A 13,056-nucleotide genomic window follows, 5' to 3' on the forward strand; every position below is an offset into this window, starting at 1 on the left:
TTTATATGCCCGCTTTTTATTTTTTAATATTTTTTGATTTTTTTATAAATAAATAGTACAAAGAAGTTTTTATAAACTCTGATATATAAACTATAAAAAATATTAAAGTCATGTAATAATATGCTAATAAACTTTCTCTTGAAAACATTCTTAAAAAAATAATAAAAAGTATTCCTAAAATAATTAGAGAAATATTGAAGAGCATCATATATTTATTACTATATATTTTTGATTTAAAAAAATAAAAAAATACAATAGCAGCAATTATAATTATAATTAATATTAAAAATGAGGCAGCATTTATTAAAAAAGGAATGTTATAAATAGTTTCAAATTTTTTGTTGTAATAAACAAAATGCCTCATAACCCCCATTTTCTTTTTTGATAAAAATTGTAATGCAAATGCTGATATTACAAATAATACTTGTATTACTGTTACAGAAATGAAAGATATTTTTTTAATCATATAAACTCTTTAAAAAATAGTATTAATTTTGAATAAAATTATCGTAAAACTATTAATCTTTATTATTGATATTTTTTATATTTTTTTGCATGAGTTTCTGATTACTATATTAGGCTGTAATATTATGTTGACATTATCGTTTATTCTTTCGCTTATAATATTAAGTATTGAAAGTACAGCATTTTTACCCATTTCATATGCCTGAGACGATACGGTTGTTAATCCTATTATTGAAGAAAAAGGTATATTGTCATAACCTATTAATGATATGTCATTTGGTATTGATATATTAAATTCTTCAGCAGCTTTTTTTATACCAAAGCACATAACATCGCATGCTGAAAATATTGCCGTATATTGTAATTTAGATTTTAATATCTCTTTCATCTGCATATAGCTTTCATCAAAATTAAAATTAGCTATTTTTTTATATTTACAGCAGTCAAAATCTATATTATTATCATTTAATGCCTTCATAAATCCGTTAAATCTCTCTTTTTCTGTGCTTATATCTTCAGGCCCTGCCATATATATAATATTTTTATGCCCCAAATCTATTAAATATTTAGCAGCATTATAAGCCCCAATTTCATTATCAGATCCTACATAGTTTATATTTTCAATATCAACTTTTCTATCTAAAAATACTATAGGTGCATTTGATTTTTTCAGTATGTCATTAAAATATTCTGTGCTTCCTATGGAAGGTACTATTATGTATCCGGATACTCCAATATTTGTTATATCTTTAAAATATTTATTTAATATATCTTTATTTTCTTTAAATTGAGAGAGTATTATATGATATCCGTAAAGATTTGCAGTATTTTCTATTCCTTCAATGATATTTGCAAAAAAAGGATTTGTAATATCTGGTATAATTACTGATATTATTTGTTTTGCTTTAGAAGTTTTTTTTAGATTATAGCCGTCAGTTTTGATAATTTTTTTTATTTTGTTTTGAATTTTTTCATCTACGCTGCTGTTTCCGTTTAATACTCTTGAAACAGTTGCAACAGAAACATTTGCTTTTTTAGCTATATAGTTTAAAGTGATTTTTTTGTCGTTCATAATTTTTAATCTCATAATTTCTATATTTAAAAATATAATATATCAGGTATTATTTGTCAATATTGTATTATTAAAATAATTTATTTCTGAAAAATTTCTGAAAAATTTCTGAAAAAAAATTGACAAGTATTATATTATTTCTATACTAAACTATATAAAACATATTTATTTAAAAATAGGAGATTAAGATGCTAAAAAAATTAAATGTATTGTTTCTTATTTCAGTTATGACATTATTGTCATGTTCTAATTCTAACAGCGGCGACAAAGCTGCTTCAGGAGATGGTAAAAAAATAAGAGTTGCTTTGGTGTTAGCTGGTTTTTTGGGCGATAAATCATTTAATGACTCTTCATATATAGGAGCTCAGCAGGCACAAAAAGATTTTGGTGTAGAAGTAAAAGTTATGGAATCAAAAGTTCCAGCAGAATGGGAATCAAATTTGCTTGCAATGGCTTCTGATAATTATGATTTGGTATTAGGCGTTTCTACACAATTACAGGATATTATAAATAAACATGCTTCATCTTTTCCAAATATTAAATTTGCTTTAATAGACGGCGTTGCTGATGAAGGTCTTACTAATGTTATCTCTTCAATATTTGCTCAAAATGAAGGTTCTTTTTTAGCTGGTGCTGTAGCTGCTATGTTTACTACTAATACTTCTATCCCTAATGTTAATGCTGAAAAAATAGTAGGCTGGGTAGGAGGAATGGATATACCTGTATTAGCTGATTTTTATACTGGATTTAAACAAGGTGTTGAATATATAGATCCTCAAACTAAAATTTTACAGTCTTTTGCAGGTACATTTAATGATCCGCTTAAAGGTAAAGAATTAACTATAGCTCAGTACAGTCAGGGTGCTGATATAGTAATGAATGTTGCTTCAGGTACTGGAAACGGAGTTTTAGAAGCATCTAAAGAACAAAACAGATATGCTATAGGTGTAGACTTGGATCAGGATTCTACATATCCCGGACATATAGTTACTTCAATGCTTAAAAGAGTTGACAGAGCTACATATCTTGCTATAGAATCAGTTGTAAATAATACTTTTAACGGCGGAGAAGTAATATATCTTGATATTGCTAACGGAGGAGTAGGTTTAACAGATATGAGCGTATTAAAAGAATCTTTAGCAGATAAATTCCCATCATATATACTAGACGAAGTTAAAAACTTAGAAGAAAAAGTAAAAAACGGCGAAATAGTTGTTAATTATTATCAAGGTTTCGGTAATCCAAAAAAATAAAATACAGTTTTTAGGCATAACCTTAAATTATATACTTTATTTTAAGGTTATGCTTCCTACCTATTTAAATAAAATTAATAATTCAGTTCATATAATGGAGGTTAAATATGTCCAATAGTTATTGTTTGGAAATGAGCAATATTAAAAAAAGTTTTGGAAATATTAAAGCCATACAAAATGGTAATTTCAATCTAAAAAAAGGTGAAATACATTCACTTATAGGGGAAAATGGTGCTGGTAAATCTACTATGATGAAAATAGCTTATGGACTATATGCTCCAGATGAAGGGGATATTCTTATAAAAGGAGAAAAATATGAATCATTAAATCCTAAAAAAGCTATTGATATAGGTATAGGAATGGTGCATCAGGAGTTTATGTTAGTAAAAGAATTAACAGTTCTTGAGAATATTATATTAGGATTTGAAAAAAGAAAGGGTATAGCTATAGATTTTGAATCTTCTAAAAAAGAAATTAACAGATATATTGATACTTATAAAATGGATATTCAGATAAATAAAAGAATTGATCAAATATCTGTAGGAGAGGCACAAAGAGTAGAAATAATAAAAACTTTATACAGAGGTGCTGAGATATTAATATTTGATGAGCCTACAGCGGTACTTACACCTCAGGAAACTAAGGAATTTTTTAAGATTTTAAATATTTTAAGAGAAAGCGGAGAGTCTATAGTATTTATATCTCATAAACTTAATGAGGTTATGGAGATATCAGATAGAATTACAATAATGAGACAGGGACAGTATATAGACACTGTTAATAAAACTGAAACAAATGTAAAAGAATTAGCTAAAATGATGGTTGGAAGGGATATTTTCTTAAATGTAGAGAAGAAAAAATCAAATGTATATGATGTTGTTTTGAAAGTTGATGATTTATGGACAAGCGGTGAAAAAGAGCTTTCAAAAATAAGAGGAATAAGTTTTGATGTTAAAGCTGGAGAAATAGTAGGAATTGCTGGAATAGATGGTAACGGACAAAGTGAATTAATCGAAGCTATATGCGGACTTAGAAAAGTAGAAAAGGGAGATGTGTATTTAGATAATGTTAATATTACAAACAAATCTCCATTAAAAATAAGAAATTCAGGATTAGCACATATACCTGAAGATAGAAATTTAAGAGGACTTAATAGAAGTTTGAATATAGCAGAAAATATTATAGCATTAAAGTTTAATAAAAAACCATATGCCAATAATATGATTATGAATGATAAAGAAATTATAGATAAAACAAATGAATTAATATCCAAATTTGATATAAGACCTGCTGAGGCTTTAGTTGCTGCTACGCATCTATCAGGAGGTAATGCTCAGAAAGTAGTAGTTGCAAGAGAAGTAGATGCTAATGCTAAATTGTTAATAGCTTCTCAGCCTTCTAGGGGTGTTGATATAGGAGCAATAGAGTCTATAAGAAAAATATTAAATGAAGAAAAAGAAAAAGGAAAGGCTATATTATTAGTTTCTGCCGATTTGGAAGAGATATTATCTTTATCTGACAGAATAATAGTAATGTATGAAGGTTCAATAACTGGAATGCTTAGTCCAGAAGAGGCTAATGATGAGAATTTGTCTCTTCTTATGGTTGGTGAAAATCCTCATCAATAAGTTTTTTATAAATATCATTGTATTATTGGAGTGAACATATGAATAACAAATATATTAAGCTGCTTTCTAATAAGTATATAAATGTATTATTTACTATAATCATATCTATGTTTATAGGTGCTGTTATAATTCTTATGATGGGACATAATCCTATAAACGCATATATACAGTTATTTAGGGCATCATTTATAGGTAAATTAAATTTGGGAACAACATTAGAAAAATTTGTACCACTATTTTTAACTGCATTAGCTTTTGCTGTATCATCTAAAGTGGGTATATTCAATGTAGGAGTTGAAGGTGAACTTTATTTGGGAGCTATAGTAACAGCTTGGGCTGGTGTTTATTTTTCTTTTTTACCTTTTCCTTTGCATTTTTTAGTATGTGTTATATTAGCTGTAATAGTTGGCAGTGCTTGGGCTTCTATACCTGCTATATTAAAAGCATATTGGAAGGTTAATGAGATATGTGTTACTATTTTGATGAATTATGTTGCTATATATATCACTTCATATTTGGTTAATGGTCCGCTTAGTGCTAAAACAGGTGTTGCAAGAACTCTTGATGTTGCTAAAGATATTACACTATTTCAGTTTATGAGACCAAGCCGTGCTAATTTAGGTATTATAATAGCTATATTAATAGCAATTTTAATATTCTTTATACTTAATAAAACTACATTAGGATACAGAATAAAAACTGTAGGATTAAATGAAATGCATGCTGACTATGTAGGCATAGATTCAAAAAAGACTATAGTATTCACTATGATGTTCAGCGGTGCTATAGGAGGTATAGCTGGTTTGATTGAAGTATTAGGTGTATACGGATATTTTTTGGATAATTTTTCTGCTAGTTTGGCATTTGACGGAATGCTTGCTGCTCTTATAGTAAAGAATGATTTGAAAATGCTTCCTTTTATATCTATATTTCTTGCTGCTTTGAAATCAGGGGCTTTGGGTATGGAAAGATATACTGGTATTCCTAAATCATTAGTAGATACAATAATAGCCGTTTTTATAATATTTGCTACTATGGAAATACTTGTATCATTTGCTGATAAAATAAAAAATAAAAAAGCAAAAAAATTAGAAGCTTAAAAATTAGAGAGGTAATAAGATTATGGATTTAATGAATATTTTTGATTATACACTTGTACATGCCACTATAAGAGCTACTACACCTATACTTTTTGCCGCTCTTGCTGCTGTAATTACTCAGCAGGCTGATATAATAAATATAGGTACTGAAGGTATAATGCTTATGGGAGCATTTGTAGCAGTATGCGTGAGTTTCTTTACTGGAAGTTGGCTTGTAGCTATATTTGCCGCTATGATTGCTGGAGTTGTATTTTCTTTAATAATGGCTGTAGCACATATCAAATATAATGCTGATATTTGTGCTATTGGTACTGCTATTAATTTATTGGCTGTAGCTTTAACTAGATTTTTATTAAAACAATTTTTAGGTGCCTCTGGTACATTTCATGATCCTAAAATTGTAGGAATACCTAAAGTTCATTTTGATTTTTTGACTTCTAATAAATATTTAAACAGTTTGTTTAATGATTATTCTATATTAGAAATATTTGGTATAATAGCTGTTATAATATTTGCTTTTCTTCTTTACAGAACTGTATGGGGACTTAGATTAAGAGCTACTGGTAAATTTTCTTTAGCTACAGAAACAGCTGGAATAAATATTGTTGCTATGAAGTATCAGGTTATGATAATATCAGGAGTTTTAGGCGGACTTGCAGGTGCTCATTTATCTATAGGTTATTCTCAGCTTTTTACTGAAAATATGACTAATGGAAGAGGATTTATGGGAGTAGCTGCTATGTTCTTTGGAAATGCAAATCCTATATTCTCTTGGATAGGCTGCACTTTATTCGGACTTATAGATTCTATAGGTGCAAGACTTCAGTCATACGGCTGGCCTTCTCAGTTTGTTCTTATGCTTCCATACGTTATAACAATATTAGTACTTACTATATCTATGATTCATAAGAAAAGAAGAGAAATAAAAATAAAAAGCTCATTAAATAAAACTAAAGAATAAACTAAATTATATATAAATAAAAATTATAAAATAAATTTTTTAAGGAGAAAAAACAATGGAAAAGATAATACTTGACTGCGATCCCGGACACGATGATGCTGTTGCTATTTTGATGGCTGGAATACACCCTAGCATAGAACTGCTTGGTATAACAACTGTTGCTGGAAATCAGACTTTGAATAAAACTACAATAAATGCTCTTAATGTATGTCAGTATTTAAATATAGATGTTCCAGTATGTTCTGGTATGAGCCTTCCTATGGTGAGAAAGGTTCAGACTATTGCTGATGATATTCATGGCGAAAGCGGTTTGGACGGTCCTGTTTTTGATAAACTTACTAAAGAGCTAGATAAAAGACATGCTGTGAATTTTATAATAGAGACTTTAAAAAATAGCAATGAAAAAATTACACTTGTTATTACAGGACCTATGACAAATGTTGCTATGGCTTTCAGAATGGATCCTTCTATAATTGAAAAAGTTAAAAGGATAATATTGATGGGAGGAAGCTATCAGCTTGGAAATGTAACTCCTGCTGCTGAGTTTAATATATTTGCTGATGCTGAGGCTGCTTATGTTGTATTTAATTCTGGAGTACCTCTTGTAATGATGGGACTTGATCTTACAAGACAGGCTTTATGCTATCCTAGTATTGTAGAGAGAATGGGTAAAATAGGCGGAAATGCTTCAAAACTTTTTGTTGATCTTATGGGATTTTTCTGTAAAACTCAAAAACAAGTATTCGGTTGGGAGGGAGGTCCTTTGCATGATCCTACCTGCATAGCTTATCTTATAGATGAAAGCTGCATAGAGACTAAAGATATGTACAGCGAAGTTGAAATAAGAAGTGAAAAATGCTATGGAAGAACTTTATGCGATTATTTTGGCGTTACTAAAAATAAACCTAATTCCAAAGTTTCAATTAAATTGGATATAGAAAAGTTCTGGAATATAGTAGAAGAATGTATAAAACTATATAATAAATAATTAGGAAATAATAATTATGCTTGAAACATTAAAAAATACTTTAAATAAAAATAAAGATATTTATATAAAAAAATTAACAGATTTTGTTAAAATAGATACTCATGTATTAGGTCATGGAATAGACGGCGGTCTTGAAGATGCAGGGCAGAAATATTTAATGGATTTATTCAAAGATATGAATGCTGACAGTATAGAAAAAGAAGATATGAATGAAAGTATAATTGAAAAATCTATTAAAGAACATAATGAAGGAAACCCAAATCATAATTATGATAATAGATATAATGTGTATGCATCTTTTAAGGGAAAATCAAATAAATCTATAATGTTTAACGGTCATGTTGATACTATGCCTTCAGGAGATGCTTCTTTATGGGAGAGCGATCCTCATAGTGCTGATATCAGAGATGGAAAGATATACGGATTAGGTGCATGCGACATGAAAGGCGGCTTAATGGCTGGAATTATGTCAGTTCAATTATTAAAAGATTCAGGCATAGAGCTTCCTATAGATGTTATCATTACCGCTGTAGCTGATGAAGAAGGCGGAGGAAATGGTTCTATAATGGCTGCTATGGGCGGTAAAAAAGCTGATGCCGTTATAGTGTGCGAGCCTAGCGATAGAGAGATAATAGCCGCTCATATGGGATTTATATTTTTTAGAGTTGAAGTAAAAGGTGTTTCTGTGCATTCCGGATCAAAATGGAATGGAGTAAGTGCAATAGATAAAACTATAAAGATTATAAATGCTATTAATGAATTAGAGCATAATTGGCTTATGAAATATAAACACCCTCTTCTTCCTTCTCCGAATTTAAATGTAGGAGTTATAAGCGGAGGTAAAGCAGGTTCTACAGTTCCAGACTATTGTAAGATTGAAACTTGCGTGCATTATCTTCCTAATATGATGACTCATGAGCAGGTTGTAAAAGAGTTTACTGAAACAGTGAATATGTGTGCTATGGGAGATTCTTGGCTTAGAGATAATATGCCTAAAATAAGCATATATCAGTCTGGAGGCGGATTTGAAATGGATTTAAATGATCCTTTTGTAGATGTATTTAAAAAATCTTATAAAGATGTATATAAAAAAGATGCCGAAATAGTTGGCTCTCCTGCAGGATGCGATGCTAGAACTTGGAGAAATATAGCTAAATGCCCTACGCTGCAGTATGGTCCGGGTTCAATTAAACAATGTCATACTGTTAATGAATATTTGAATATTGATGAATATTTGGAATCAATACTTTTATATTCTAATATAATATTAAATTTTGCAAAATGATAAAACATAATAAAATATAAGGAGTAATAAAATGTCTAAAGATAAAATATTATTTATGGGAGAATCTTGGGTTATATATATGACACATCAGAAGGGATTTGATATGTTTACAAATTCTGTTTATGAAGAAGGTGCTGATATTCTTTTAAATGTTTTAAGAAAGAATTTTGATGTTGATTATATAACAGGTCATGAAGTTCCTACAAAAGCTCCAAATACAATGGAAAAATTAAATGAATACAAAGCTATTATTATAAGCGATATAGGTGCTAATAGTTTTTATCTGCATCCTGATACCTTCTCAAAAGGATTAAGAACTCCAAACCGTATAAAACTTATGGAAGAGTATGTTAAAAACGGAGGCGGTTTATGTATGGTTGGAGGGTATTTAACTTTTCAAGGAATAGACGGAAAAGGTCATTGGAAAAATACTGCTGTAGAAAAGCTGCTTCCTATAGATTTTGAAGTATTTGATGATAGAGAGGAATGTCCTGAGGGTGTTAATCCTGTGGCAGTGGATTCAAATCACCCAATATTAAAAGGAATAGATACTGATTTCCCTTATTTTTTAGGCTATAACAGAAGCATATTAAAAAACGGAGCAAGTCTAGTTGCAAAAGTTAATGAGCATCCTTTTATAGCTGCTTGGGATTATCATAAAGGAAGATCTGCTGTATTTGCTTCTGACTGTGCACCTCATTGGGGCTCTCATGAGTTTATGCAATGGAAACATTATGAAACTCTTTGGACTAATATTGTAAAATGGATAAGTAAAAATATATAATCAGGGGTAGAATGTGAGTAAAAGTATTTTGGTGATAGGAAGTATAAATAAAGATTTGGTTGTTAATACACCTCGTTTCCCTAAAGAGGGAGAAACTATACTTGGAAATAGTTTTACTACAAGCAATGGAGGAAAAGGTGCCAATCAGGCATGTGCTATAGGAAAATTGGGCGGTAATGTAAGCATGCTTGGAGCAGTGGGAAATGACAGCTTCGGAAAGGATTTATCAAATGCTTTATCTTCAAATAATGTCAATATAGATAATCTGATAATTAAAGATAATGTAGCCACTGGAATAGCTATAATTACAGTTACTCAAAGCGGTGCTAATAATATAGTTGTGGCACAGGGAGCTAATGCCTTAATAACAAAAGATGATATTAAAGAAGAACTTATATCTATGTATGATATAATAGTTATGCAGCTTGAGATACCTTTAGATATAGCAAAATATGCAGCATGTATGGCTAAGAAGCTGGGTAAAACAGTTGTTTTAAATCCATCTCCTGCAGTTAAACTTGATAGAGAGTTTTTAAGCTGTATTGATATAGTAATACCGAATGAAACTGAAATAGATATTGTAGGCGGTGTAGATTATATACTTGAATGCGGAGTTAAAAATATTATATTAACTTTAGGAGCTGAAGGCTGCGATTTAATAACTAAAGAAAAAAGAAAACATTTTGATGCATATAATGTTCAGGTTGTTGATACCACTGCGGCAGGAGATAGTTTTTTGGGAGGAGTTATAAGAATGCTTGCTGATGATAAAACTATGGAAGAGGCTATCATTTTTGCTGTGAAGGTATCGAATATTACTGTTACTAGGAAAGGAGCTATAGATTCTATACCAAATTATAATGAAGTTATTAATAGAAAATGGTGATTAATTAATATTCCTAAAAAATAAAGTCAGATTATTTATTATAAAAAATAGTCTGGCTTTTATTTAATATTCTAATTTAATTGTTTTACTTTATCATTATTATGAAATTATAAAAAATAATATTTTAGTTTTATATGTGTTTTTTAGTTTTATAATATATTTTTATTAAAAGCAAGCAATAGTATATTTATCATATTTATCGTTCTTACGTTCTATATTCTATAATAGTGGCAGCTTCATATCGTTTAAAAACATTTATTGGGGTATTAGATGAAATACCGCTGTGAGTTTAATCCATAAGACTATTTATAGAAGATAATTTTAAAATTTTAGATAAAAGAGACCTTTAGGTATATCAGGGCATTTAAGAGTGAAATATCAAGCTATGAGTGATGATTATTGTATCGATGCTTTAGATGAATAAATCAACTGATAATAAAAAATATCTGAATAAAATAAGACTTTATTTTTATGCCCTAATATTGTAAATTACAACAAAGATGAATATAAAATTAAATATTCTGAACTTCATTATTTCTATTATTATAGTAATTTTGGTTATTTGAAAATAAAATATAAAAATAGATGACGATCAAATTTATTTCAAAGAAAAATTATTTGAAATAAGAGAGGCTTTGATTTCAGATATAGAATTATCTGATATATTAAAAAGATATTAATAATTTCAAAAATATCATTGTATATACCTATAAAAAATTAAGAAATAATTTTAGAACATATTTTATTAAAAAAGTATTTAATAAAAAATAAGATTATCATTATGACGGCATATAAAATATTTTAAGTTTTAGAGATTTCATTATTTATAATAGATATTTACATAAAGATAATTGTTCTTTTGAACTAGGAGGAATTAATATTATATTAAATAATAATCAATTATTATTTAATACTGACATCATATTTAATGGATATGTAGGATATCATTTCATTTTTATTGCAAAATCAATAAATAAATATTATCTTCTTCCTAATGGATTGGAAAGTATAAATACACCAGATAATAAATGTATGCTCGGGTTTCTTTGGGTGCATCTTGGGGAGTTAAAAAGAAAAAGAGTATTACAAAATAACGATAATATTAAAGTATCAGATGTAAGCAGACTAAAATGGGAAAATATACTAAATTTACCAAAGAAGAAGATTTTTTTATGTACAATACGCATATAGATTTTGGAAAAAAGTATTTTGATAATGACAAAAAATATATAGATAATGAGTTTTATGATAGATTTTTAAAGAAGCCTTTAGAATATGCTATTGAACACTATGAAGATAAAATAGAAAGATTATTATTATCTATATTTTATAATACGCTCTATTATTACACCTATTAAAATAGTGGATATTCCTAACATTATAAAAAATATCCAAGTGTTCATCTTTAAATAAAAATATTCAAAGTATCTTATATACATATTGAGTATAATAAAGAATATTGAAAATTTTACTATAGAATAGATTTTTAGTTTGTATCCTATTATAAGACTTATAATATCTGAAATTAAAAATAAAATACTATATATTAATAGCTCCCCTGATGAAGATTGAAATATTATAGGCTCACTTGATTTACCGAATACTGACATTATAGAAAGTATGATATTTAAATATAATAATCCTATTGTATAATAAATAGGTGAAAATTTTAAATATTTATCTCCAAGTTTTTTATTTATATCTGTTATACCTATTAAAAATATCAATATACTTGTTGTTATAAACCTTATATAATTATTAAGCATTAAATCTATTGAAGATATATCAAAACCTTCAAGTCCATACCAAGTTATTAATCCTATTACTGCTATTGAAAGTACTGCATAGTTTTTCTTTATATATGCTATTATAAAAAATATTATAATACTTATGAGAGACAGAAGAATAAAATTATCTTTATTATTAGTTATTATATACGATACTGTAAAAATAAATGCTGATAAAAATATTGAAGATACTGCTATTATAGCAGAAGAAGTTTTTGGTAAATATATTTCTTTTCTTTTAAGAATCTCATCAGCTATAAATCCGGATAAAAAAAGCAGAGCGAATAAAATTGCTATAAAGTAAATGGAAAATATATAAAAACTTATAAAAGATATAAATCCTATAGAAACCATTATAATACCTGTTATCATTATGGCTCTTATTATAGGCTGAAAATCTATATAATCATTATCATATTTATTTGATAATATTTTAAATTGCTCATCTGTTATTATATTATCTTTATTCCATTTTTTTAATTCTCTTAATATAAATCTTTTTTTACTGCTCATAATATATTTAATTAATAATCTTTAAATATTTCTTTTCTTATATATTTTATATTATCTAAAGTATATTGTGTATAGTCATTATCATCAGATTTCATTGCTCTTAATACACTTAAATATTTTATAAAGTTTTTAAAACTTTCAATTAAATTTTCAGGAACAATTATTTTTATATCTCCTTTTATATCGTCATTAAAATCTTTGCTGTTTTCATTCATTATCATAGAGCAAAACTCATTTTTATTTTTAAAAAATTCGTCTAAGTTATTATTTTCTAAATACTTAATAAGCTCATCTAATTTATCAGTTATTAATTTTATATTTTTATTATTCATAG

Annotated in this window: 13 protein-coding genes; 9 read left to right on the top strand and 4 right to left on the bottom strand. The window is 27.8% G+C overall.

The features are described 5' to 3' along the window. Positions 1-16 precede the first annotated feature (16 nt). Together BMUR_RS10595 and BMUR_RS10600 are read right to left on the bottom strand one after the other, a co-directional pair. The gene (locus tag BMUR_RS10595; RefSeq protein WP_013114557.1) at positions 17-466 is read right to left on the bottom strand and encodes a hypothetical protein; all 450 of its coding nucleotides are present in this window, start codon (positions 464-466) and stop codon (positions 17-19) included. A gap of 75 nt (positions 467-541) precedes the next feature. Beyond that, positions 542-1,537 (bottom strand): LacI family DNA-binding transcriptional regulator, encoded by a 996-nt coding sequence (locus tag BMUR_RS10600; protein WP_013114558.1) that lies wholly within the window; start codon positions 1,535-1,537, stop codon positions 542-544. Positions 1,538-1,725: 188 nt separating this feature from the next. Here BMUR_RS10600 and BMUR_RS10605 point away from each other — a divergent pair, with 188 nt between their 5' ends. The 9 genes from BMUR_RS10605 to BMUR_RS15045 all read left to right on the top strand — a co-directional run bounded on the left by BMUR_RS10605 (position 1,726) and on the right by BMUR_RS15045 (position 11,780). Then, positions 1,726-2,790 (top strand): BMP family lipoprotein, encoded by a 1,065-nt coding sequence (locus BMUR_RS10605; protein WP_013114559.1) that lies wholly within the window; start codon positions 1,726-1,728, stop codon positions 2,788-2,790. Between the two features lie 107 nt (positions 2,791-2,897). Further along, positions 2,898-4,418, top strand: a complete 1,521-nt coding sequence (locus BMUR_RS10610) for an ABC transporter ATP-binding protein (protein WP_013114560.1) — start codon at positions 2,898-2,900, stop codon at positions 4,416-4,418. A gap of 38 nt (positions 4,419-4,456) precedes the next feature. Further along, positions 4,457-5,518, top strand: coding sequence for an ABC transporter permease (locus BMUR_RS10615; RefSeq protein ID WP_013114561.1), 1,062 nt, complete (start codon positions 4,457-4,459; stop codon positions 5,516-5,518). Between the two features lie 22 nt (positions 5,519-5,540). Continuing rightward, on the top strand, positions 5,541-6,479 hold the full coding sequence (locus BMUR_RS10620; RefSeq protein WP_013114562.1) for an ABC transporter permease: 939 nt from the start codon (positions 5,541-5,543) through the stop codon (positions 6,477-6,479). Positions 6,480-6,534: 55 nt separating this feature from the next. After that, positions 6,535-7,467, top strand: coding sequence for a nucleoside hydrolase (locus BMUR_RS10625; protein WP_013114563.1), 933 nt, complete (start codon positions 6,535-6,537; stop codon positions 7,465-7,467). Between the two features lie 16 nt (positions 7,468-7,483). Further along, on the top strand, positions 7,484-8,752 hold the full coding sequence (locus tag BMUR_RS10630; protein ID WP_013114564.1) for a M20 family metallopeptidase: 1,269 nt from the start codon (positions 7,484-7,486) through the stop codon (positions 8,750-8,752). A gap of 31 nt (positions 8,753-8,783) precedes the next feature. Then, positions 8,784-9,536, top strand: a complete 753-nt coding sequence (locus BMUR_RS10635) for a glutamine amidotransferase (RefSeq protein ID WP_013114565.1) — start codon at positions 8,784-8,786, stop codon at positions 9,534-9,536. A 13-nt stretch (positions 9,537-9,549) separates the two neighbouring features. Next, on the top strand, positions 9,550-10,422 hold the full coding sequence (gene rbsK / locus BMUR_RS10640) for a ribokinase (RefSeq protein ID WP_013114566.1): 873 nt from the start codon (positions 9,550-9,552) through the stop codon (positions 10,420-10,422). Between the two features lie 1,130 nt (positions 10,423-11,552). After that, entirely contained in the window at positions 11,553-11,780 is a 228-nt protein-coding gene (locus tag BMUR_RS15045) for a hypothetical protein (RefSeq protein WP_013114567.1), read from the top strand. Here BMUR_RS15045 and BMUR_RS10650 read toward each other — a convergent pair. Together BMUR_RS10650 and BMUR_RS10655 are read right to left on the bottom strand one after the other, a co-directional pair. After that, positions 11,739-12,722, bottom strand: a complete 984-nt coding sequence (locus BMUR_RS10650; protein ID WP_013114568.1) for a DUF2157 domain-containing protein — start codon at positions 12,720-12,722, stop codon at positions 11,739-11,741. The genes BMUR_RS15045 and BMUR_RS10650 overlap by 42 nt on opposite strands. An 11-nt stretch (positions 12,723-12,733) precedes the next feature. Further along, the gene (locus BMUR_RS10655) at positions 12,734-13,054 is read right to left on the bottom strand and encodes a hypothetical protein (RefSeq protein WP_013114569.1); all 321 of its coding nucleotides are present in this window, start codon (positions 13,052-13,054) and stop codon (positions 12,734-12,736) included. Positions 13,055-13,056: the final 2 nt, after the last annotated feature.

This window comes from Brachyspira murdochii DSM 12563 (assembly GCF_000092845.1).
Classification (GTDB): domain Bacteria; phylum Spirochaetota; class Brachyspiria; order Brachyspirales; family Brachyspiraceae; genus Brachyspira; species Brachyspira murdochii.